21 protein-coding genes are annotated in these 23,125 nt (G+C 36.9%); 19 read left to right on the top strand and 2 right to left on the bottom strand.

The window, feature by feature from the left end; genetic code table 11:
- Nucleotides 1-168: 168 nt before the first annotated feature.
- From accD to AC0OM3_RS00625, 5 genes are all read left to right on the top strand, one after another.
- Nucleotides 169-1,038, top strand: coding sequence for an acetyl-CoA carboxylase, carboxyltransferase subunit beta (gene accD / locus AC0OM3_RS00605; protein WP_000942856.1), 870 nt, complete (start codon nucleotides 169-171; stop codon nucleotides 1,036-1,038).
- Nucleotides 1,026-2,000: an acetyl-CoA carboxylase carboxyl transferase subunit alpha gene (gene accA / locus AC0OM3_RS00610; protein ID WP_000818809.1), complete on the top strand. Its 975-nt coding sequence runs from the start codon at nucleotides 1,026-1,028 to the stop codon at nucleotides 1,998-2,000. The genes accD and accA overlap by 13 nt, the downstream gene beginning before the upstream one ends.
- A 128-nt stretch (nucleotides 2,001-2,128) precedes the next feature.
- The gene (gene pfkA, locus AC0OM3_RS00615; protein ID WP_000821157.1) at nucleotides 2,129-3,088 is read left to right on the top strand and encodes a 6-phosphofructokinase; all 960 of its coding nucleotides are present in this window, start codon (nucleotides 2,129-2,131) and stop codon (nucleotides 3,086-3,088) included.
- A gap of 53 nt (nucleotides 3,089-3,141) precedes the next feature.
- Nucleotides 3,142-4,899: a pyruvate kinase gene (pyk, locus tag AC0OM3_RS00620; protein ID WP_001232670.1), complete on the top strand. Its 1,758-nt coding sequence runs from the start codon at nucleotides 3,142-3,144 to the stop codon at nucleotides 4,897-4,899.
- Between the two features lie 195 nt (nucleotides 4,900-5,094).
- Nucleotides 5,095-5,484 carry an FxsA family protein gene (locus AC0OM3_RS00625; protein WP_000871639.1) on the top strand — a complete coding sequence of 130 codons (390 nt, stop codon included), beginning with the start codon at nucleotides 5,095-5,097 and terminating at the stop codon, nucleotides 5,482-5,484.
- Between the two features lie 545 nt (nucleotides 5,485-6,029).
- Here the strand turns inward: AC0OM3_RS00625 and ytvI are convergent.
- The gene (ytvI, locus tag AC0OM3_RS00630; protein ID WP_001081382.1) at nucleotides 6,030-7,148 is read right to left on the bottom strand and encodes a sporulation integral membrane protein YtvI; all 1,119 of its coding nucleotides are present in this window, start codon (nucleotides 7,146-7,148) and stop codon (nucleotides 6,030-6,032) included.
- Between the two features lie 561 nt (nucleotides 7,149-7,709).
- Between ytvI and AC0OM3_RS00635 the strand changes: the two genes are divergently transcribed.
- From AC0OM3_RS00635 to AC0OM3_RS00655, 5 genes are all read left to right on the top strand, one after another.
- On the top strand, nucleotides 7,710-8,171 hold the full coding sequence (locus AC0OM3_RS00635; protein ID WP_000625507.1) for a DUF441 domain-containing protein: 462 nt from the start codon (nucleotides 7,710-7,712) through the stop codon (nucleotides 8,169-8,171).
- Between the two features lie 387 nt (nucleotides 8,172-8,558).
- Complete coding sequence (citZ, locus tag AC0OM3_RS00640; RefSeq protein WP_000503654.1) at nucleotides 8,559-9,707, top strand: citrate synthase; 1,149 nt, start codon at nucleotides 8,559-8,561, stop codon at nucleotides 9,705-9,707.
- A gap of 160 nt (nucleotides 9,708-9,867) precedes the next feature.
- Entirely contained in the window at nucleotides 9,868-11,160 is a 1,293-nt protein-coding gene (icd, locus tag AC0OM3_RS00645) for an NADP-dependent isocitrate dehydrogenase (RefSeq protein WP_000206898.1), read from the top strand.
- A 19-nt stretch (nucleotides 11,161-11,179) separates the two neighbouring features.
- Nucleotides 11,180-12,118 (top strand): malate dehydrogenase, encoded by a 939-nt coding sequence (gene mdh / locus AC0OM3_RS00650; RefSeq protein WP_000153232.1) that lies wholly within the window; start codon nucleotides 11,180-11,182, stop codon nucleotides 12,116-12,118.
- A 215-nt stretch (nucleotides 12,119-12,333) separates the two neighbouring features.
- Nucleotides 12,334-12,807: a MaoC family dehydratase gene (locus tag AC0OM3_RS00655; protein WP_000914180.1), complete on the top strand. Its 474-nt coding sequence runs from the start codon at nucleotides 12,334-12,336 to the stop codon at nucleotides 12,805-12,807.
- Nucleotides 12,808-12,863: 56 nt separating this feature from the next.
- On the opposite strand, the gene AC0OM3_RS00660 is transcribed toward AC0OM3_RS00655, so the two are convergent.
- On the bottom strand, nucleotides 12,864-12,995 hold the full coding sequence (locus tag AC0OM3_RS00660) for a hypothetical protein (protein WP_001238014.1): 132 nt from the start codon (nucleotides 12,993-12,995) through the stop codon (nucleotides 12,864-12,866).
- A 101-nt stretch (nucleotides 12,996-13,096) separates the two neighbouring features.
- Between AC0OM3_RS00660 and AC0OM3_RS00665 the strand changes: the two genes are divergently transcribed.
- From AC0OM3_RS00665 to speD, 9 genes are all read left to right on the top strand, one after another.
- On the top strand, nucleotides 13,097-13,333 hold the full coding sequence (locus AC0OM3_RS00665) for a hypothetical protein (protein WP_001267386.1): 237 nt from the start codon (nucleotides 13,097-13,099) through the stop codon (nucleotides 13,331-13,333).
- Nucleotides 13,334-13,495: 162 nt separating this feature from the next.
- On the top strand, nucleotides 13,496-14,215 hold the full coding sequence (phoP, locus tag AC0OM3_RS00670; protein ID WP_001065220.1) for a two-component system response regulator PhoP: 720 nt from the start codon (nucleotides 13,496-13,498) through the stop codon (nucleotides 14,213-14,215).
- Nucleotides 14,208-15,971, top strand: a complete 1,764-nt coding sequence (gene phoR, locus AC0OM3_RS00675) for a sensory box histidine kinase PhoR (RefSeq protein ID WP_001032104.1) — start codon at nucleotides 14,208-14,210, stop codon at nucleotides 15,969-15,971. Before phoP ends, phoR begins: the two co-directional genes overlap by 8 nt.
- Nucleotides 15,972-16,256: 285 nt before the next feature.
- On the top strand, nucleotides 16,257-18,890 hold the full coding sequence (polA, locus tag AC0OM3_RS00680; protein WP_474210988.1) for a DNA polymerase I: 2,634 nt from the start codon (nucleotides 16,257-16,259) through the stop codon (nucleotides 18,888-18,890).
- A gap of 12 nt (nucleotides 18,891-18,902) precedes the next feature.
- Entirely contained in the window at nucleotides 18,903-19,733 is an 831-nt protein-coding gene (gene mutM / locus AC0OM3_RS00685; RefSeq protein WP_001114495.1) for a DNA-formamidopyrimidine glycosylase, read from the top strand.
- Nucleotides 19,734-19,805: 72 nt separating this feature from the next.
- The gene (ytaF, locus tag AC0OM3_RS00690; protein ID WP_000281744.1) at nucleotides 19,806-20,438 is read left to right on the top strand and encodes a sporulation membrane protein YtaF; all 633 of its coding nucleotides are present in this window, start codon (nucleotides 19,806-19,808) and stop codon (nucleotides 20,436-20,438) included.
- A 51-nt stretch (nucleotides 20,439-20,489) separates the two neighbouring features.
- Complete coding sequence (coaE, locus tag AC0OM3_RS00695; RefSeq protein ID WP_000219322.1) at nucleotides 20,490-21,092, top strand: dephospho-CoA kinase; 603 nt, start codon at nucleotides 20,490-20,492, stop codon at nucleotides 21,090-21,092.
- Nucleotides 21,093-21,201: 109 nt separating this feature from the next.
- Nucleotides 21,202-22,230 (top strand): glyceraldehyde-3-phosphate dehydrogenase, encoded by a 1,029-nt coding sequence (locus AC0OM3_RS00700; protein ID WP_000198974.1) that lies wholly within the window; start codon nucleotides 21,202-21,204, stop codon nucleotides 22,228-22,230.
- Nucleotides 22,231-22,620: 390 nt separating this feature from the next.
- The gene (gene speD, locus AC0OM3_RS00705; protein WP_002003660.1) at nucleotides 22,621-23,004 is read left to right on the top strand and encodes an adenosylmethionine decarboxylase; all 384 of its coding nucleotides are present in this window, start codon (nucleotides 22,621-22,623) and stop codon (nucleotides 23,002-23,004) included.
- The last annotated feature ends 121 nt before the right edge of the window (nucleotides 23,005-23,125 follow it).

Raw genomic sequence — 23,125 nt, forward strand, 5'->3', positions numbered from 1 at the left:
AATGACCATGACACGTTATGACAAACATTCTACCGCATAGCGGTTAAAGTTAAACGTAAAGAGTGAGGTTATTAGACAGATTGAGAAGATAAGGCTAACATCAAACTTTGGTGTTAGCCCCATTTTCTTCTTACGCTAACCTTAGCTCTCAACGAAGGGGGTCAAATTGTGCTAAGAGATTTATTCGTGAAAAAGAAAAAGTACGCTGCAATACCTTCAGAACAAGTACGAAAAGATGTACCAGATGGCGTTATGACAAAATGTCCGGAATGTAAAAAAATCATGTATACGAAAGAACTTCTAAAAAATTTAAAAGTATGTGTGAATTGTGGATATCATCATCCTATGAATGCATGGGAACGTCTTGATAGTATATTGGACGAAGGGTCATTCCGTGAGTATGACAAAGAAATGGTTTCATTAAATCCACTCGAGTTTCCAGGTTATGAAGAGAAACTAGAGAGCGATCGTAAGAAGACTGAATTGAACGAAGCGGTTGTAACTGGTGAAGGAACAATTGATGACATGCTTGTTGTTGTTGCAGTAATGGATTCTCGTTTTCGAATGGGGAGCATGGGCTCTGTGGTAGGAGAAAAAATCGCCCGTGCGGTTGAAAAGGCGTACGACTTACAAGTTCCATTTATTATCTTTACTGCTTCGGGTGGTGCCCGTATGCAAGAAGGTATATTAAGTTTAATGCAAATGGCAAAAACAAGCGTAGCTTTGAAAAAGCATAGTAATGCAGGAGGATTATTTATTTCTGTTATGACTCACCCAACGACGGGCGGGGTTTCAGCGAGTTTCGCTTCACTTGGTGATTATAATCTTGCAGAACCAGGTGCACTTATCGGATTTGCTGGTAGACGTGTAATTGAACAAACGGTGCGTGAGAAACTACCAGAAGATTTCCAAACAGCAGAATTCTTACTAGATCATGGTCAATTAGATGCGGTGGTGCATCGTGATGATATGAGAGAATCACTTCGCAAGATTTTAGAAGTTCATCAAGGAGGGGAAATGGCTGTATGGCAGAGCTAGAATTTGAAAAACCAGTTGTTGAGCTAAGAAATAAGATTCGTGAACTGAAAGACTATACGAAAAACAGCCAGATGGACTTCAGTGAGGAGATTCGTATTTTGGAAGAAAAGCTAGAAAATTTAGAGGAAGATATATACGGCAATCTGAAAGTATGGGACCGTGTTCAAATTGCTCGTCATGCAGAACGACCGACAACGCTCGATTATATTGAGCACTTATTTACTGATTTTTTCGAATGTCATGGAGATCGTCTATTTGGCGATGATGCAGCGATTGTCGGCGGCATTGCGAAATATAAAGGGATGCCTGTAACTGTAATTGGGCATCAGCGCGGAAAAGATACGAAAGAAAATATTCGCCGTAACTTTGGAATGCCTCATCCAGAAGGATATCGAAAAGCATTACGTTTAATGAAGCAGGCGGAAAAGTTCAATCGTCCTATTATTTGTTTTATTGATACAAAAGGAGCTTATCCTGGTAAGGCTGCTGAAGAACGTGGTCAAAGTGAAGCTATCGCCCGCAATTTATTTGAAATGGCAGGTTTAACGGTACCTGTTATTTGTATCGTTATCGGCGAAGGTGGTAGTGGTGGTGCGTTAGGCCTTGGAGTTGGAGATTACATTCATATGCTAGAAAATTCCACTTATTCTGTTATTACACCAGAGGGTGCAGCGGCAATTCTTTGGAAAGATGCAGGAAAAGCAAAGGAAGCTGCAGAGGCAATGAAAATTACAGCAGCAGATTTGAAAGAATTAGGTGTAATTGACGAAATTATTCCAGAAACAAGAGGTGGAGCTCACCGTAATATTTTGAAACAGTCAGAAAATATAGACTTAATGATTCGGAAAACTTTTGAACAATTAAACGGAATTTCGAAAGATGAATTAATCGAGAAACGTTATGAAAAATATATGAAAATTGGGCAAGTTTCGTTTTCAAACGCTTCCATTTGGATAAAATAAGAAAAGCGTGCGTTCCACTTCGCGAATGCACGTTTTTATTATGAAAAGACACATCTTCTCCATTGTATTTTTATATTTTTTCGTGTTATTTTATTATAAGGCAAATAATCTTTATGAGGTGAGTACAAATGAAACGTATTGGTGTATTAACAAGTGGTGGAGATTCACCTGGTATGAATGCTGCCATTCGTGCAGTTGTTCGTAAAGCGATTTTCCATGATATTGAAGTATATGGTATTTACCATGGATACGCTGGATTAATTTCTGGTCACATTGAAAAATTAGAACTTGGTTCTGTTGGCGATATTATCCACCGCGGTGGTACAAAATTATATACAGCAAGATGTCCTGAGTTTAAAGATCCAGAAGTACGACTAAAAGGTATCGAGCAATTAAAGAAACACGGTATCGAAGGACTTGTTGTTATTGGTGGAGATGGTTCTTACCAAGGCGCTAAAAAATTAACTGAACAAGGATTCCCATGTGTTGGTGTACCAGGTACAATCGACAATGATATCCCTGGAACAGACTTCACAATTGGTTTCGATACAGCTTTAAACACTGTTATTGATGCAATTGATAAAATTCGTGACACAGCTACATCTCATGAACGTACATATGTTATCGAAGTAATGGGACGTCACGCTGGTGATATCGCATTATGGGCTGGTTTAGCTGATGGTGCGGAAACAATCTTAATTCCAGAAGAAGAGTATGACATGGATGATGTTATCGCTCGTCTGAAGCGTGGTAGTGAACGTGGTAAAAAACACAGTATTATCGTTGTAGCTGAAGGTGTTGGAAGTGCAATTGACATCGGTAAGCACATTGAAGAAGCAACAAACTTTGATACTCGTGTAACTGTATTAGGTCACGTACAACGTGGTGGATCGCCAAGTGCACAAGACCGTGTATTAGCAAGTCGTCTTGGCGCAAGAGCAGTTGAATTATTGATTGCTGGTAAAGGCGGACGTTGTGTAGGTATTCAAGATAACAAACTTGTTGATCATGACATTATCGAAGCGTTAGCTCAAAAGCATACAATCGATAAAGATATGTATCAATTATCTAAAGAATTATCCATCTAATCGGCGTAATGTCAGATATTTGGGAACGGTTTCATAATTTTCGGAGGTGCAATATGCGTAAAACTAAAATTGTATGTACTATAGGTCCTGCTAGTGAAAGTATTGAAAAATTAGAGCAATTAATCGAAGCAGGTATGAACGTTGCTCGTTTAAACTTCTCTCATGGTAGCCATGAAGAGCACGGAGCTCGTATTAAAAACATTCGTGAAGCTTCAAAGAAAACTGGTAAAACAGTTGGTATCTTACTTGATACAAAAGGTCCAGAAATCCGTACTCACGACTTCGTAGACGGACAAGCTGAGCTTGTAACAGGTGCAGAAGTAGTTCTTTCTACTGAGCAAGTATTAGGTACTGCAGAGAAGTTCTCTGTATCTTATGCTGGTCTTTATGACGATGTAGACCCAGGTTCTCGCATTCTAATCGATGACGGTCTTATCGAACTAGAAGTAATCGAAAAAGCTGACGGAAACATCCGTACAAAAGTTCTTAACAGCGGAACTGTAAAAAATAAAAAAGGTGTTAACGTACCAAACGTAAGCATTAAGCTTCCTGGTATCACTGAAAAAGACGTAAAAGATATCATCTTCGGTATCGAGCAAAAAGTTGATTTCATCGCAGCTTCATTCGTACGTAAAGCGTCTGACGTATTAGAAATCCGTGAATTATTAGAAGAGCATAACGCTCAATACATCCAAATCGTACCAAAAATCGAAAACCAAGAAGGTATCGACAACATCGATTCAATCTTAGAAGTTTCTGACGGTTTAATGGTAGCTCGTGGTGACATGGGTGTGGAAATTCCACCAGAAGAAGTACCATTAGTACAAAAACGTCTAATTAAAAAATGTAACGTGTTAGGTAAACCGGTTATTACTGCAACACAAATGTTAGATTCTATGCAACGTAACCCACGTCCAACTCGTGCGGAAGCAAGTGACGTAGCTAACGCAATCTTTGATGGTACAGATGCAATCATGCTTTCAGGTGAAACAGCTGCTGGACAATACCCAGTAGAAGCAGTAACAATGATGGCTAACATTGCGGTACGTGTTGAAAAATCATTACAATATGAAGATATGTTCAAAAAACGTATTAAAGAGTTCACTCCAACAATTACAGATGCAATTAGCCAATCTGTTGCGCATACAGCACTTGCTCTTGATGTAGCTGCAATCGTAGCTCCAACAGAAAGTGGATATACTGCAAAAATGATCTCTAAATACCGTCCAAAATCTCCAATCGTAGCTGTAACATCTGACGAGCAAGTAGGACGTCGTCTTGCACTTGTTTGGGGTGTACAAGCATTTATGGCTGAGGAGCGCGCGGCTTCAACTGACGAAATGTTAGATACAGCAATTCAAACAGGTATGGATGCAGGTCTAATCGGACTTGGAGATACTGTAGTGATTACTGCTGGTGTACCAGTTGCTGAAACTGGTACAACAAACTTAATGAAAATCCACGTTGTCGGTGAAGAAATTGCTAAAGGACAAGGAATCGGTCGTAAAGCTGCAAAAGGTAAAGTGGTTGTAGCAAAAACAGCTGCTGAAGCTGTAGCGAACGTAAACGAAGGTGATATCCTTGTTACAACAAGCACTGATAAAGATATGATTCCTGCCATCGAAAAAGCTGCGGCTTTAGTTGTAGAAGAAGGTGGCTTAACAAGCCATGCAGCTGTTGTAGGCGTATCAATCGGTATTCCTGTTATCGTTGGTGTAAACGGCGTAACAGCAACTTTAAAAAATGGCCAAGAAGTAACAGTTGATGCAGCACGCGGAATTGTTTATAATGGACATGCGGAAGTGCTATAAGTAATACAGAGAGAAGGATCGGAGTCCTTCTCTTTTTTTTACACAAAAACGAGATAGAATTAGCTTAAAGCGCCTAGGATTGCTTTTAAAAGCTGTTTGTTATGGGTTTTAATATGAAAGGGTATCTATATTTCATATGATGTATGTAGGCATTGTGAGGGCATTAAAAGTGAGTTGTGAGAGAGGTGTAGAACTATGAAGTGGTTACTATTCTTGTTTATTTTAATACCGGCGATTGAGATTACGGTCTTAATTGGATCAAGCCATGTAATAGGTTTATGGTCTACGTTCGCTATGATTGTATTTACAGGTGTTGTAGGTGTGTATTTGGCGAAAAGACAAGGGTTTAAAGTGCTTAGAGAGATTCAATCTAAGTTGAATAGAGGGGAAATGCCAGGTGAGGCAGTACTAGATGGTATTTTTGTATTTGTAGGAGGCGTTCTCTTGGTGCTTCCTGGGTATGTGACAGATGTGCTAGGGTTTATCTGCGTGATTCCTATTACGAGAGCTTTATTGAAGCCTCTTGTTATGAAGTGGATGGAATGGAAATTTAGAAAGAACTCTACTATTATCATTCAGAAATAGCACTTAGATTGTAGAAATCTAAGTGCTATTTCTTGTCTTGTAAGAGGAGAAGAACTTTTTGATTGAAGCTTTGCTTTACCTCGCTATTTGTGGGGGATTTCTACCTCAAAGCTGGGCTGCTTGTAAGTGTCTGATGTGGGGTGAATGATGAGTGGGGATGAACAAAACGTCCGCTTATTATATTTGTTATATAATTTTCGTTTGAACTCTTGTTGTACTTCGATTAAACTTGTGATTTTTTAGTGCTATTTATTTAGATGAATAAGATGGAGGGGAGTGCTGTTAAATTAAAGTTTTGCTTTTGTATATTTATTCATTTACATAAAAAGTAATAAATGTAAATAATAATTATAAAATAAATAGAATAAATATGTAAAAACACCACGAAATATGCGTTTTTTATGCAAAAAACAAGAGAATTATCTTTTTTGAGTGCAATTCTCTTGTTTTATGTAATGAGTATGAAAAATAAGTACAAGGAATAATCAGTGGGAATTTCCCACTGATTACATGTAAGTTTTTTGTTGTGTATGAATTAGAAACTATTATTTTGAAGGTGAACCTTTAATATATTTCCACAAGTCATGGAAGACATTAGCTTTGTGTAATGTATTAAGTAGTACTAAGGTGACTGGACCGATGATTAACCCTAAAAAGCCAAAAAGTTTAAAGCCGACAAATAGAGCGACGAGTGTTGCTAATGGATCGAGACCGATGTTAGATGAAAGTACTTTCGGCTCCATAATTTGTCTTTGGACAATCACGACGATGTATAAAATGAGAAGACCAATGGCGAATGCGGTATCGCCAGTGAAAAATACGTATATAACCCATGGAACAAAGACTGCGCCTGTTCCTAAATATGGTAGTAAATCTACAACCCCTGTAATAATCGCGATAGTAATGGCGTATGGTACGCGTAATATTAAAAGCCCGATTAGTACAATGACAGTTGTCATAGATACGAGTGTAAGTTGTGCTTTCACAAAACCAAACAAAGCTTTTCTTAAGTCGACAAAAATAGTTTTTCCATAGCCATGTACACGATTCGGTAGCAATTTTCTTGCTTTCTGAGCAAGACGGTGCCAATCGTAACTAATGAAGAAAGTGGCTAATAAAATGAATACAAGGACAGTTAAAGTTGTTGGCAGTGCACTAATGAAATTCGTTAACCCGCTTATAATGGTGGTTAAAAGTTCTTTCATTTGTGTTGTCGCTTCTGTTCCTAAGTTTTGAATGTTTTGTGTAATTGTATAGCGCTGTGGTTCTCCAAGATGATTAAATTTAGAGATTAAATCATCGTAGAGAGGCATAATATGATTAAGTGCAAATTGCTGAGCGAATGTAACGATATCTGGAAACTTTACTGTAACAAGTTGTAGTAAGTATGTTGTGGCAGATATTGCTTCAGTCACAAGATATGTAACAAGTCCAACGATAGCTCCAAATACGAGAATTAAGCTAACGAGTACTGCTAGTGCGCGAGGAAATTGTAGTTTTTGATTAAGGAAATTGACGACAGGATTAATCAAATAAGCAAATGCAAAAGCGATAATAAAAGGATAGATAAGCCCTGATATGTATAGTAATACATAGAACCCAGCTACCGTTGCTACAATGACAAATATGAGTCGTAATATCATATATAGTAAGTTTCGGTTCAAAGATGTATACCTCCCATTCCGATTTGGATTATCCTAATTCGTTCAACTTATAACGAGTGTGCCCCACTGATTAAAGTTTCACTTTACCCCGCATTAACGGGCAGTAAAGCTCCTATCAAAAGTGCGGCTGGATCAAAGGAGTTAGATGGCGATAAACTGCCCGTAAAAGCCCGATTGGTTCAACTAATAATCAGTGGAAAATGCCCCACTGATTAAAGTTTCACTTTATGTTATAGTGGAATGATGGATTTTTCCTGCTTTTTCAGTATGTGAGTGACTGTGAAAGCTTGGTGTTGATGCTTCTACTATATGGTAAAAACTTCATTTTCTCTTCTTTTTATTTTACCTGTTTCTAATTAGAAAAGAAAGAAGAGACGCCCGTTTTTAAAAATGTATACATGCTTAAATTTTGATGGTGAAAGTCTCAGTTTGTCATTTTAAAATACATAAAAAATGAAGTGATTCATGTTGAATAGGCATCGATATAGCATGTATAACGATAGGTTTAAAGGTATTTTTGTTTGGAAATGAGTTCATTATTTTCAGAAAGGAAGTGCAAACATGATTAGTCAGTCAACGTTATTTTTATTCATACTACTTATTATCGGACTTATTGCTAAAAACCAATCGCTTACTGTAGCTATTGGTGTGTTATTTTTATTGAAGTTTACATTTTTAGGAGATAAGGTCTTTCCTTATTTACAAACGAAAGGAATTAATCTAGGTGTAACGGTCATTACAATAGCGGTGCTCGTACCGATTGCGACGGGGGAAATAGGTTTTAAACAACTTGGAGAAGCGGCGAAATCTTATTATGCGTGGATTGCTTTAGCTTCAGGTGTAGCGGTCGCTTTGTTAGCGAAAGGCGGCGTACAATTGTTGACAACGGATCCTCACATTACAACTGCGCTTGTTTTTGGGACAATTATAGCGGTTGCGCTATTTAATGGGGTTGCTGTTGGTCCGTTAATTGGGGCTGGAATTGCCTATGCGGTTATGAGTATTATACAAATGTTTAAATAAGGAATTTTATAGTAATATAAAATTTTTGAATTCTTTCTGTTCACAAAAGTCAGATAATTGTTTATAATAGGATTAGAAACTTTGAAAAGTTACATAACAGCAGAGACTTTACACCAGATAAAATAAAAACAACATAAAACAATTTTATAATGATATTGTTTTATGTTGTTTTTATCATAAAACTCTTCGGAATGTATTTTCCTCACTAACTTGTTGTTTTGAGCGTGAGGATTCGGGGAGACATTCACGCTCATGCTTTCCATGTAGACAATGGACAATAAGAGGGGAACATCGCAACAAATTTGCATGATCGTGCATTTTGCTTGCCTAAAGAGTGAACGGGCGTTCATAATTCATAGGGGGAGCAAATAGATATAAGGAGCAAGGTTGGGAGAATTTTCAGGAAAAGGAGAGAATGTCATGACTGTTATTCGAGGTTTAGAAGGGGTAGTAGCAACAACATCATCTGTGAGCTCTATTATTGATGATACATTAACTTATGTTGGGTATAATATTGATGATTTAGCTGAGAATGCTACGTTTGAAGAAGTAGTGTACTTATTATGGCACCGCAAGCTTCCTAATGAAAAAGAACTAGCGGAATTTAATGAAATTGTATCTGAATACTATAAAGTTCCAGGTGAGATTTTAACATATTTAAAACAAGTAGATTTAAAAGTTGCACATCCGATGTCTGTTTTACGAACTGCAATTTCCATGCTATCATTATACGATGAGAGCGCTGAAATTATGGATGAAAAGTCTAATTATTTGAAAGCGGTTAAATTACAGGCTCAAGTGGGAACTTTAGTTGCTGCTTACGCGAGAATCCGTAAAGGTTTAGATATTGTTGAGCCAAGAAAGGATTTATCATTAGCTGCAAACTTCTTGTACATGTTAAATGATCGCGAGCCAAATGAAGTTGAAATTGAAGCTTTTGATAAGGCGCTTGTACTTCATGCAGACCATGAGTTAAACGCTTCTACATTTACTGCACGTGTTTGCGTAGCTACACTTTCAGATGTATATTCTGGTATTACAGCAGCAATCGGTGCATTAAAAGGTCCTCTTCACGGTGGGGCAAATGAAAATGTAATGAAGATGTTAACTGAAATTGGTGAAGAAGAAAATGTAGAGCCATATATTCATAATGCTCTTCAAAATAAAGTGAAAATCATGGGCTTTGGCCACCGTGTGTATGAGCAGGGTGATCCACGTGCAAAACACTTACGTGAAATGTCTAAGAGATTATGCGTGCTTTTAGGAGAAGAGAAATGGTATAATATGTCTATCAAAATTGAAGACATTGTAACAAAAGAAAAAGGTCTTCCACCAAATGTTGATTTCTATTCAGCTTCTGTATACCATTGTTTAGGAATTGACCATGACTTATTTACACCTATTTTTGCAATTAGCCGTATGTCAGGCTGGTTAGCTCATATTCTAGAACAATATGAAAACAACCGTTTAATTCGTCCGCGTGCTGATTATAATGGACCAACGCATCAAGTGTATGTTCCAATTGCACAACGATAAGCGAATAACACTATTTTGATAGTGAAAATACGCTTTCAAAAGTCTGATTTTTTCGGAAAGATGTAATGATTAGAATATTTTAATTTGACTAACGGTTTGAACTGAGGGGTTATTCCCTCAGTTTCATACATATGAAATTTCAAACATGGGGGTTATCACATTGACGACAGGTGAAAAAATTACTGTAACTAATGGTGTTATGAATGTACCAAACAATCCGATTATTCCATTTATCGAGGGAGATGGAATTGGTCCTGATATTTGGGCAGCTGCATCTCGCGTACTAGAAGCAGCAGTTGAAAAAGCTTATGATGGTGAGAAGAAAATCGTTTGGAAAGAAGTGCTTGCAGGGGAAAAAGCATTCAACCAAACAGGCGAGTGGTTACCAGAAGAAACTTTAAACTTAATTCGTGAATATTTAATCGCGATTAAAGGTCCACTTACAACTCCAGTTGGCGGTGGTATTCGTTCTCTAAACGTAGCACTTCGTCAAGAATTAGATTTATATGTATGTCTACGTCCAGTTCGTTATTTTGAAGGTGTTCCTTCACCTGTAAAACGTCCGGAAGATACTGATATGGTTATTTTCCGTGAAAATACAGAAGACATTTATGCTGGAATTGAATATGCACAAGGATCTCCAGAAGCAGAAAAAGTTCTTGCTTTCTTAAAAGAAGCAATGGGTGTTAATAAAATCCGCTTCCCAGAAACATCTGGTATTGGTATTAAGCCGATTTCAGAAGAAGGGACAAAGCGTCTTGTTCGTGCTGCAATTCAATATGCAATTAACGAAAAACGCTCTTCTGTTACATTAGTTCATAAAGGAAACATTATGAAATTTACAGAAGGTGCTTTCAAAAACTGGGGTTACGAAGTAGCGGAACAAGAATTCGGCGACAAAGTATTTACTTGGGCTGAATACGATCGTATTGTTGAAAAAGATGGTAAAGATGCAGCGAATAAAGCGATGGCAGACGCTGAAGTGGCTGGAAAAATCATCGTAAAAGATTCTATTGCAGACATCTTCTTACAACAAATTTTAACTCGTCCACGTGAGTTCGATGTTGTTGCAACAATGAACTTAAATGGTGACTATATCTCTGATGCACTTGCTGCACAAGTAGGTGGAATTGGTATTGCACCTGGTGCAAACATTAACTATGTGACTGGACATGCTATCTTTGAAGCTACACACGGTACAGCTCCAAAATATGCAGGTTTAGATAAAGTAAACCCATCTTCTGTTCTTCTTTCAGGTGTATTATTATTAGAACACTTAGGATGGAACGAAGCTGCGAAATTAGTAACTGCTTCTGTTGAGAAAACAATTGCTTCAAAAGTAGTAACTTATGATTTCGCACGCTTAATGGAAGGTGCAACAGAAGTGAAATGTTCTGAGTTCGCTAATGAACTTATTAAAAACATGGATGTAGCGATAATCAAAAACGCATAATTAAAGCGGGGGGTAAATTATGACAATCAAACGCAAGAAGGTTTCAGTCATCGGTGCGGGATTTACAGGAGCAACAACGGCATTCTTATTAGCACAAAAAGAACTTGCAGATGTTGTATTAGTGGACATTCCACAACTGGAAAATCCAACAAAAGGGAAAGCGTTAGATATGTTAGAAGCGAGCCCAGTACAAGGTTTTGATGCTAACATTATTGGAACATCTGATTACGCAGATACTGCTGATTCTGACGTTGTCGTTATTACAGCAGGTATTGCACGTAAGCCTGGTATGAGCCGTGATGACTTAGTAGCAACAAACTCTAAAATTATGAAAAGTATTACGCGCGACATTGCAAAACATTCACCAAATGCAATTATTGTTGTGTTAACAAATCCAGTTGATGCAATGACATATTCTGTATTTAAAGAAGCAGGATTCCCGAAAGAGCGTGTAATCGGCCAATCGGGTGTATTAGATACAGCTCGTTTCCGTACATTCATCGCACAAGAATTAAATCTTTCTGTAAAAGACATTACAGGATTTGTTCTTGGCGGACACGGTGACGACATGGTACCTCTTGTGCGTTATTCTTATGCAGGCGGTATTCCGTTAGAAACATTAATTCCGAAAGAGCGTTTAGAAGCAATTGTAGAACGTACACGTAAAGGTGGCGGTGAGATTGTAGGCTTATTAGGAAACGGTAGTGCATATTACGCACCAGCAGCTTCTTTAGTTGAAATGACAGAAGCGATTTTAAAAGATCAACGCCGTGTATTACCAGCTATTGCGTATCTTGAAGGTGAGTATGGTTATAGTGACCTTTACTTAGGGGTACCAGTAATTCTAGGTGGTAACGGAATTGAAAAAATTATTGAATTAGAACTTCTTGCAGATGAAAAAGAAGCGTTAGATCGCTCTGTAGAATCTGTACGTAACGTAATGAAAGTTCTTGTTTAATAATTGAATAGTAGTGAAAAAGATTCGGGATCCCGAATCTTTTTCTACTATTTACCGAATTGTTTTTTTGAAATAATATGAAAACGCTATCATTTGTAATATCCTATAATGAAACTGTAGATTTATACTATACATTGCCCTCATCATAGTAAATTTCGGATAAGGTATCGCTTTTAGTAGGGTAATAAGGTGAAAAAATCGGAGGGGGTTGTAACATGTTAAAGAAAAAAGTTCAAATTGGTCGTAAAATGGATGAAATTACAGTAGGAGAGAAATTATCTATCACTGAAAAAATTGAGGATAAAGATTTGTTATTGTACTTAGGGTTAACGAATGATGCCAATCCATTATATATTCAGCATGATTACGCATCCCAAACTCCGTATGAAAAGCCGATTGTACCAAGCATTATGCTAACGGGAATGATTACAACGGCGGTTACGAAATATTTACCGGGTCCAGGAAGTCATATTACGAGAAAGGACCTTACATTCGTGAAACATGTTCACCATTATGAAACGTTACAAATCCACTTTGAAGTTGTGGCTGTTTCTGAGGAGGAACATACAATTGATATGCTTGTATCTGCTCATGATGAAAAAGGAGAAACTGTTGTGAAAGGTTCATTAACAGTAACGCCACCTTTTAAATCAGTCTCTATTATGGAAAAAGCATTAGATAATTTTTAAAAGAAGAAAGTATGAATAGCGCTAGCATACCTTTAATAAGGATGATAGCGCTATTTTTAGTTGAAGAATCCTTCTTTGAACCCTTCAGCAAATTCTGAGCACCCCGTTTTAATCGTATCCCAGCTCGGTACGTTAAAAGTAAGGAAACATGTTACTACTAAAGTTAAAATAGGTAGTAATAGTCGCATAATAGAAACTCCTTATCTTTTATATTCGAATTATCAAATTAACAATATTCACTATATTATAATTTAATAATTTAAGTCAATGGAAGGAGTGATTCTTTAAGATGAGGTGGAAAAGAGAAGGTGTGATCTTTGAAACGGTAAGAGAAGCTGAAGTGTGGGCAGACGGGGTTGCGAATGAAATGTACGGGAGAGTATTTGATGGATATGAAACACCAGATTATAAAATAGCGTATGCTCTTTCGTTTTTTCTAGCACAAAATCAAGATTTTATAGTTCATACGGAAGTGAGCTTTAAAGAAGAGAGAGCAATCTATAAAGTTTGGCAAAATCCTGTGTAGTTGCAGGTGAAGCGTAATTACGTCTATTTTCTCAATTCTACACAAACGATCTCCATGAATAGACAATTATATTGAGAGGGACCTTATTTTCTAGTATGATGAGAATAACGGGGAAAATACTAGGATGAAGAAGGTTTCAAGTCTATAACTTGGAGGAAAAGAATGAACAATCGTATTTTAGTAGTTGATGATGAGGAATTTATCTTAACTTTAATTGAATTTAATTTACAACAAGCTGGGTTTGAAGTTATAACAGCGATGGATGGAGAAATGGCGCTTCAAAAAGCGACAACAGAACGCCCAGATTTAATTATATTAGATTTAATGCTTCCGAAAATGGATGGTATGGAAGTGTGTAAAGAATTACGATTGCAGCGCGTTATGACGCCGATTTTAATGTTAACGGCAAAAGATGATGAGTTTGATAAGGTGCTAGGCCTTGAACTTGGGGCAGATGATTATATGACGAAGCCATTTAGTCCAAGAGAAGTTGTTGCTCGTGTGAAGGCGATTTTGCGCCGTACGAAATTACAACAAGAAGAACAAGTTGCAGAAGCGCCAGATGAAGATAGCATCACAATTGCAGAACTTAAAATTTTACCGGAGTTTTATGAGGCTTATTTCCAAGGAAGAAAGCTTGAATTAACACCAAAAGAATTTGAACTACTTGTGTATCTTGCGAAAAATAAAAGTCGCGTGTTGACACGTGATCAATTATTAAGTGCTGTATGGAATTACGATTTTGCTGGTGATACACGAATTGTTGATGTTCATATTAGCCATTTGCGCGATAAAATTGAACAAAATACGAAAAAACCGACGTACATTAAAACGATACGTGGTTTAGGATATAAATTAGAGGAGCCAAAAGGGAATGAATAAATTTCGTTCCAGGCTTCTTTTTACATTTGTTTCTCTTATTGTATTTATTTTAGTTGGACTAGGTTTATTACTAGAAACTGTGTTTGAAAACTACTATATAGATCATGCTAAAGAGAGAATGGTAAAAGAGACGGAGTATGTTGCGACGTTAGCAGAAGAGCAAGGTTTTGATAATGTCTTAAAGAATCCATACGTATTTGAAAAGATAGAAGAAAAAATACCAGCTTCTATCGTATTTTTGGATGAAAAAAAGAAAGTTCAATATAGAAAAGGACAAGAATTGGCATTTAGTCCAGAGACGATTAAAGAACTTTCTTCGGAAGTGGCAAAACAACGAAGTAAAGTGATTACGAAAGAAACGGATCGAAAGAATGAATTTTATCATGCGGTGTTCGTTCAAGATGTAGAAGGAAAACAAGGATACATTTTGGTGAAAAGCACAATTGAGCCTTTGAAAGATGTTCACCAAAAAACGTGGGGATTATTAATTATCGGATTTGTCATTGCTTGTCTCGTAGTTGTATTTTTAGGTATGAAAATTACAGGGCAATATATTAGGCCAATTGAATCGGTTACGAAAGTTGCAATTGAATTGGCAAAGGGTAATTATAAAGCACGTGCATACGAAAGTCATTCGGATGAAACAGGAATGCTGAGTAAAGCGATTAATATTTTAGCTCGAAATTTACAAGAGATGACACTTGAACAAGAAATGCAGCAAGATCGTCTGCATACGTTAATTGAAAATATGGGAAGCGGAATGATTTTAATTGATAGCCGAGGATATATAAACCTTGTAAACCGCTCTTATAAGGAAACCTTCCACGTAACAGATGAAGAATATTTAGATCGCTTATATTATGAATCGTTTCATCATACAGAAATTATTGAGCTTGTAGAAGAAATCTTTATGACAGAAGTGAAAGTGCGTAAACAAATGTTATTGCCACTTGGAATTGAACGGAAGCATTTCGAAGTATATGGAGCGCCTATTATCGGGACAAACCATGAATGGAAAGGGATTGTTCTCGTATTCCATGATATAACAGAGTTAAAGAAATTAGAACAAATGAGAAAAGACTTTTTAGCGAATGTTTCTCATGAATTAAAGACACCGATTACTTCTATTAAAGGTTTTTCAGAAACACTCTTAGACGGAGCGATGGATAATAAAAAATTCTGCGAACATTTCTTGCACATTATTTTAAAAGAAAGTGAGCGCATGCAAGGATTAATAGAAGATTTATTAGATTTGTCAAAGATCGAACAACAAGGATTTAAATTAAATATGGGAACTGTTGACATGAAGGGGCTGCTTGAAGATATTCATATGGTGCTTGATAATAAAGCGGGAGAGAAAGAAATCTCTTTACAAGTGAATGTATTAAAACGAGCCTCTGTTATTGGAGATCCAAGTCGTTTGAAACAAATCTTTATTAATTTAATTAATAACGCAATCGTATATACACCGGCTGGAGGCGTTGTTTCAGTAGAGTTAGCGGAAGATAAATATAATGCTTATATAAAAGTATCGGATACTGGAATTGGTATTAGTAAAGAGGAAATTCCGCGTATTTTTGAACGTTTCTACCGGGTGGATAAAGCAAGAAGTAGAAATACTGGTGGTACCGGCCTTGGATTGTCGATCGTAAAGCATTTAGTTGAGGCGCATCAAGGTACGATTACAGTAGATAGTGAAGTTGGAGAAGGGACAACGTTTACAGTTGTTTTACCGAAATCAGCAACTGAAAAATAGGATGAAGGATGTTTACAATATATTAACAATGGCTTAATTAAATATTAATAAAGCTCTGTTAATATAATACATGAAAACCCCTTCATCCAAGGAGTAATTTTGGACGAGAATAGTTAAGCTGTTCTCGTCACTTCCCTTTATGCCAATATAAGTCTGTTTTATATATGAAAGAAAATAGCCGTTATTTTTCTTCTCTCTATTAGTCATGTTAATATAGAGAGAGGAAAGGAACGGTTTTTTTCTGTGAAAAAAATCATTTCAAATTTGTATGGGGAGGTTTCAATTTTGGAAAAAAAGGTCGTATTAGTAGATGGTAATAATATCGCGTATCGTGCTTTCTTTGCACTACCGCTTTTAAATAACGACAAAGGTATACATACGAACGCAATTTACGGTTTTACAATGATGTTAATGAGAATATTAGAGGAAGAAAAGCCAACTCATATGTTAGTGGCATTTGATGCAGGCAAAACAACGTTCCGTCATAAAACGTATAGTGAGTATAAAGGAGGACGTCAAAAGACTCCACCTGAATTATCAGAGCAGTTCCCGTTTATTCGTGAGATGCTGGATGCGTTCAATGTACCGCGTTATGAATTAGAAAATTATGAAGCGGATGACATCATGGGAACGTTAGCGAAAGAAGCGAGTGAGCAAGGGGCAAGTGTAAAAGTTATTTCAGGAGATAAAGATTTACTTCAACTCGTTTCTGATAACACGCTTGTATGTATTCCGCGAAAAGGGATTACAGAAGTGGATGAATATACGAAAGAAGCTTTATTTGAAAAATACAGCTTATCACCAAAGCAAATTATCGATATGAAAGGTTTAATGGGAGACCAGTCAGATAATATACCGGGTGTACCAGGAGTTGGTGAAAAAACGGCAATTAAATTGTTAACACAGTTTGGAACGGTTGAAGCGGTGTATGAAAATATAGATCAAGTAAGTGGGAAGAAATTAAAAGAAAAACTGGAAGAAAATAAAGAACAAGCTCTTATGAGTAAGGATCTTGCAACTATTATTACAGATGCGCCGATTACAGTTCATGTGGATGATATGGCGTATAAAGGATATGAAGCAAGTGATGTCATTCCAATGTTCGAGAGTTTAGGATTTACATCTCTTTTAAATAAATTAGGCGTTACGCCAGAAGAAACAGCTCCAGCTGAATTAGATGATATTACATTTGATATTGTGGAAGAAGTTACAGAAGAAATGTTTCAGCAAGATAGTGCGCTTATCGTTGAAGTACAAGAAGATAATTATCATAAAGCAGACATTCAAGGTTTCGGTATTCAAAATGAAAATGGATGTTACTTTATTCAGACAGACATTGCTCTTAAGTCAGATGCTTTTAAAGAGTGGCTTGCAGATGGAGAAATGAGAAAGCATACATTTGATGCGAAGCGTGCAATCGTTGCACTGAAATGGAATGGGATAGATATGCAAGGGATTGACTTCGATCTATTAATCGCTGCTTATTTACTTGACCCGGCTGATACAGATAAAGATTTCCGTACTGTAGCGAAAATGAAAGAAACGCATGCTGTGAAATCAGATGAAGAAGTTTACGGAAAAGGTGCGAAGCGTGCTGTTCCAGAGTTAGAGGTAGTAGCGGAGCATGTGGCTCGTAAAGTGCATGTATTATATGATATAAAGCAAACATTTGTGGAAGAGTTAAAGAAGAATGAGCAATATGAACTGTTTACAGAGTTAGAATTGCCGCTTGCACGTGTATTAGCTGATATGGAAGTAAAGGGTGTAAAAGTTGATACAGATCGTCTTCGTAATATGGGGGAAGAACTTGCGGGTAGATTAAAGGAAATGGAACAGGAAATTTATAAGCTTGCGGGAACAGAATTTAATATTAATTCACCGAAACAGCTTGGTGTTATTTTGTTTGAGAACTTAAACTTACCGGTTATTAAAAAGACGAAAACAGGCTATTCTACGTCAGCTGATGTACTAGATAAGCTTATGAATCACCATGAAATTATTCCAAATATTTTACATTATCGTCAATTAGGGAAGCTAAATTCAACTTACATTGAAGGTTTACTGAAAGTTGTACATGAAGATTCATCTAAAATTCATACACGCTTTAATCAAGTGTTAACGCAAACAGGTCGATTAAGTTCAACGGATCCGAACTTGCAAAATATCCCGATTCGATTAGAAGAAGGAAGAAAGATTCGTCAGGCATTTGTTCCATCAGAAGAAGGATGGATTATGTATGCAGCTGATTATTCACAAATCGAACTGCGTGTATTAGCTCATATTGCAAATGATAAAGGGCTAGTTGAAGCGTTCCAACATGACATGGATATTCATACGAAAACAGCTATGGATGTATTTGGCGTTGAAAAAGATGAAGTAACTTCAAATATGAGACGACAAGCGAAAGCTGTTAACTTCGGAATTGTGTATGGTATTAGTGATTATGGTCTTTCGCAAAACTTAGGAATTACAAGAAAAGCAGCAGCGGAATTTATTGAAAAGTATTTAGAAAGTTTCCCTGGTGTACAAGAATACATGGAGGACATCGTAAAAGATGCGAAACAAAAAGGATATGTGGCTACATTATTAAATCGTCGCCGTTATATTCCAGAAATTACGAGTCGTAATTTCAACTTGCGTAGCTTCGCTGAACGTACAGCGATGAATACACCAATTCAAGGTACTGCAGCAGATATTATTAAAAAAGCGATGATTATTATGGCAGATCGTTTAGAAGAAGAAGGATTACAAGCGCGTCTTCTTCTGCAAGTACACGATGAATTAATATTTGAAGCACCAAAAGAAGAGATCCAAAAATTAGAGCAGCTTGTACCTGAAGTAATGGAACATGCAATTGAACTTGCAGTTCCGCTGAAAGTTGATTATTCTTACGGTCCAACTTGGTACGACGCAAAATAAGGAAGTGATGAAATGCCTGAATTACCAGAGGTTGAAAACGTCAGACGGACACTTGAAAATCTTGTAACAGGAAAAACGATTGAAGATGTTATTGTTACTTATCCAAAAATAGTGAAAAGACCGGATGATGCAGAAATCTTTAAAGAAACGCTAAAAGGCGAGAAGATTGAAAATATAAAGCGAAGAGGAAAGTTTTTGCTTTTATATGTAACGAATTATGTCATTGTTTCACATTTGCGTATGGAAGGTAAGTTTTTACTACATCAAGAGGATGAGCCAATTGATAAACATACGCACGTCCGTTTCTTATTTACAGATGGAACGGAATTACATTATAAAGATGTGAGAAAGTTTGGTACGATGCATCTCTTTAAGAAAGGTGAAGAAATGAACCAAATGCCTCTTGCTGACTTAGGTCCGGAGCCATTTGATGCTGAAATGACACCGCAGTATTTGCAAGAAAGATTGCAAAAGACAAATCGTAAAATAAAAGTTGTGCTACTGGACCAGCGTCTTTTAGTAGGGCTTGGAAACATATATGTAGATGAAGTTTTATTCCGTTCTCAAATTCATCCGGAACGAGAAGCTTCGTCTTTAACAGTAGAAGAAATTGAGCGAATTTATGAGGCTACCGTTACCACGCTAGGTGAAGCAGTAAAGCGTGGCGGAAGTACAATTCGGACGTATATCAACTCACAAGGGCAAATTGGTTCGTTCCAAGAACTTCTAAATGTATATGGGAAAAAAGGAGAGCCGTGCGTAACTTGTGGCACGATATTAGAAAAAACAGTTGTTGGCGGGCGAGGAACGCATTACTGCCCGATTTGTCAGCCTAGAATATAGAAAAGAGATAACATCGGATAGGCATTTGTCATATACATACAGCAGAGCTATGTATAAGGGAGGAGCTTACCGATGTACCTTTATTTATCTCTTATTTTATTAGCTTTTACATTAAGCTTAGACAGCTGTAGTGTAGGGCTAACATATGGTTTAAGAAGCGTAAGAATACCACTAAGATCAATAATAATTATCGGAATGTGTTCAGCGGCTGTTATGCTTGTTTCAATGGGAATTGGACATATGATCGCGAAAGTATTTTCACCTGTTATCGCAACGCGTATCGGTGGGCTTGTTCTTATTGGAATAGGGATTTGGGTATTATATCAATTTTTTCGAAGTGAGAAAAAAGAAGAACCGAAGCAAGAGGAGAAGGTCTGGAAATTAGAGATTGCCTCACTAGGGCTAGTGATTCAAATTTTACGGAAACCGACTGTAGCAGATTTTGATAAATCAGGCACCATTTCTGCAGGAGAAGCATTGCTTCTTGGTATCGCTCTTTCTGTAGACTCATTTGGTGCCGGAATTGGTGCATCTTTATTAGGGTATGCACCCGCTATGATGGCGATATTAGTTGCAGTTATGAGTTCTTTGTTTTTATTTATTGGAATGAAACTTGGAACGGTTTTATCGAATATGAAGTGGTTACAAAAATTTACATTCCTGCCTGGAGTATTACTCATTATTATTGGAATTTGGAAAATGTAAGTATGGGCGTGGAACATTAGTTTCGCGCCTTTTATTATGAGGAGGATTATGATGACAGTAGTAATTGGATTAACAGGAGGCATTGCAAGTGGAAAAAGTACAGTATCTCAAATGTTTCGCGAGCTCAGTATACCAGTTATTGATGCAGATATTATTGCACGAGAAGTTGTAGAGCGAGGAAAACCAGCATATAACAAAATAGTAGAAGTATTTGGAACGGAAGTTTTACAAGAAGATGGAGAACTAAATCGTCCAAAAATAGGAAGTGTCGTTTTCTATAATGAAGAAAAACGATTGCAGTTAAATAAAATTGTTCATCCTGCAGTGCGTGAGGAAATGAATAGGAAAAAGGAAATGTACATAGAAGAAGGTATGCAAGCGGTTGTGTTAGATATTCCTCTCTTATTTGAAAGTAAATTAACAAGTCTCGTTGACCGCATTTTAGTTGTAGCGGTTAAGCCGCATACGCAATTAGAGCGTTTAATGAAACGAAATAACTTTTCAGAAGAAGAAGCAACAGTTCGTATTCAATCTCAAATGCCGTTAGAAGAAAAAGTGAAAAATGCAGATGAAGTGATAAATAATGATGGCACAATTATGGGAACGAAAACACAATTGCAGGTAATTTTAAAGAAGTGGAACATTATTGACTAAAAAATTGTGAAATTAATGAAAATGCTTAGTGACATATCTCCTTTTTGTGTTATACTATTATTGGGATTGGAGATAAATAGTATAACGCATTCAAGGGGGATAACATATTATGACTCGTGTGGCAATTAATGGATTTGGACGTATTGGGAGAATGGTATTTCGTCAAGCAATAAAAGAAAGCGCATTCGAAATTGTAGCAATCAATGCAAGCTATCCATCTGAAACGTTAGCACACTTAATTAAATATGATACAGTTCATGGCAAGTTTGACGGAACAGTAGAAGCATTTGAAGATCACTTATTAGTTGATGGAAAAATGATTCGCCTTTTAAACAACCGCGATCCAAAGGAATTGCCTTGGACAGATTTAGGTGTTGAAGTTGTAATTGAAGCAACTGGTAAATTTAATTCAAAAGAAAAAGCAATTCTTCACGTTGAAGCTGGAGCGAAAAAAGTTATTTTAACGGCGCCTGGTAAAAATGAAGATGTAACAATTGTAGTTGGTGTGAACGAAGACCAATTAGATATTACAAAACATACTGTTATTTCAAATGCATCTTGTACAACAAACTGTTTAGCGCCTGTTGTGAAGGTGTTAGATGAGCAGTTTGGAATTGAAAACGGTTTAATGACGACAGTTCACGCTTATACAAATGACCAAAAAAATATTGATAACCCACATAAAGATTTAAGAAGAGCACGTGCTTGCGGACAATCAATCATTCCGACAACGACAGGTGCTGCGAAAGCGCTAGCAAAAGTTCTTCCGCATTTAAACGGAAAACTTCATGGTATGGCACTTCGTGTACCAACACCAAACGTGTCTCTTGTTGACTTAGTAGTAGATGTAAAACGCGATGTGACAGTTGAAGCTATTAACGATGCATTCAAAACTGTTGCAAACGGTGCTTTAAAAGGTATTGTAGAATTCAGCGAAGAGCCTTTAGTATCTATCGACTTTAATACAAATACGCATTCAGCTATTATCGATGGTTTATCTACAATGGTAATGGGTGATCGTAAAGTGAAAGTACTTGCTTGGTATGATAACGAGTGGGGCTACTCTCGTCGTGTTGTAGATCTTGTAACGTTAGTTGTTGAAGAGTTAGCGAAACAAGAAAATGTGCAACACATTTAAGTGAATAAGGGAGGAGAGGGCAAGGCAATATTTGCCCTCTTTTTTTATTTTTTTCTGAAAAGGAAAAAAATTATATGAGTATATTTTAAAAAGTGGACATACCACGAAACGTTGTGATTACTGCATTTGTGAATCGTTTATTTTTTTTAGGGAAAAGTAAAGAGGAAAATATGACAGAAAATCGAAAAAACTGTTGTTGCAAAATGAAAATAAACAAAGTATACTAACACTCGTAAACTTAAGAGCTGAGGTACGTAGTCACTACTTAAAGGGTTAGGACCTCTCTGGACTAACTTTCCCCCGTGGTAGTGGAGCAAGCCAAATTGCAAATTAGTTTTCAATTCGAACAGTTAGAATAAATTTACAAGGGGGAACTGTAGAATGGATACTATGGATACGATGGGTCGTCACGTGATCGCTGAACTTTGGGATTGCGATTTCGACAAGCTTAATGACATGCCGTATATTGAACAATTATTTGTGGATGCAGCACTAAGAGCTGGTGCTGAAGTGCGTGAGGTTGCTTTCCATAAATTTGCACCACAAGGTGTAAGTGGAGTAGTAATTATCTCAGAATCACATTTAACAATTCATAGCTTTCCGGAGCACGGTTACGCGAGTATTGATGTTTATACTTGTGGGGATCGTATTGATCCAAATGTTGCTGCAGAATATATTGCAGAAGGTTTAAACGCGAAAACGCGTGAGAGCATCGAGCTTCCTCGAGGCACTGGTAGCTTCGAAATTAAGCAGAGAGAAACAAAAGCTCTTTAAAAAAGAACATAATTGATTTAAAATGTAAAGAGGTGTATAATGCACCTCTTTTTTAGTTTATAAAAAAGGAAAAATATAACGTAATCGTTAGTTGAATAAATTGGACTCTTGCAAATGAGGT

This window comes from Bacillus sp. FAU20, assembly GCF_056033865.1.

Excerpts from the sequence above, each read along its gene's own strand:
- pyk (WP_001232670.1), top strand. The coding sequence starts at position 3,142 with ATGCGTAAAACTAAAATTGTATGTACTATAGGTCCTGCTAGTGAAAGT.
- AC0OM3_RS00700 (WP_000198974.1), top strand. The coding sequence starts at position 21,202 with ATGACTCGTGTGGCAATTAATGGATTTGGACGTATTGGGAGAATGGTA.
- speD (WP_002003660.1), top strand. The coding sequence starts at position 22,621 with ATGGATACGATGGGTCGTCACGTGATCGCTGAACTTTGGGATTGCGAT.
- pfkA (WP_000821157.1), top strand. The coding sequence starts at position 2,129 with ATGAAACGTATTGGTGTATTAACAAGTGGTGGAGATTCACCTGGTATG.
- coaE (WP_000219322.1), top strand. The coding sequence starts at position 20,490 with ATGACAGTAGTAATTGGATTAACAGGAGGCATTGCAAGTGGAAAAAGT.
- mdh (WP_000153232.1), top strand. The coding sequence starts at position 11,180 with ATGACAATCAAACGCAAGAAGGTTTCAGTCATCGGTGCGGGATTTACA.
- phoP (WP_001065220.1), top strand. The coding sequence starts at position 13,496 with ATGAACAATCGTATTTTAGTAGTTGATGATGAGGAATTTATCTTAACT.
- AC0OM3_RS00660 (WP_001238014.1), bottom strand. The coding sequence starts at position 12,995 with ATGCGACTATTACTACCTATTTTAACTTTAGTAGTAACATGTTTCCTT.
- AC0OM3_RS00655 (WP_000914180.1), top strand. The coding sequence starts at position 12,334 with ATGTTAAAGAAAAAAGTTCAAATTGGTCGTAAAATGGATGAAATTACA.
- phoR (WP_001032104.1), top strand. The coding sequence starts at position 14,208 with ATGAATAAATTTCGTTCCAGGCTTCTTTTTACATTTGTTTCTCTTATT.
- ytaF (WP_000281744.1), top strand. The coding sequence starts at position 19,806 with ATGTACCTTTATTTATCTCTTATTTTATTAGCTTTTACATTAAGCTTA.
- AC0OM3_RS00635 (WP_000625507.1), top strand. The coding sequence starts at position 7,710 with ATGATTAGTCAGTCAACGTTATTTTTATTCATACTACTTATTATCGGA.
- AC0OM3_RS00625 (WP_000871639.1), top strand. The coding sequence starts at position 5,095 with ATGAAGTGGTTACTATTCTTGTTTATTTTAATACCGGCGATTGAGATT.
- accA (WP_000818809.1), top strand. The coding sequence starts at position 1,026 with ATGGCAGAGCTAGAATTTGAAAAACCAGTTGTTGAGCTAAGAAATAAG.
- mutM (WP_001114495.1), top strand. The coding sequence starts at position 18,903 with ATGCCTGAATTACCAGAGGTTGAAAACGTCAGACGGACACTTGAAAAT.
- AC0OM3_RS00665 (WP_001267386.1), top strand. The coding sequence starts at position 13,097 with ATGAGGTGGAAAAGAGAAGGTGTGATCTTTGAAACGGTAAGAGAAGCT.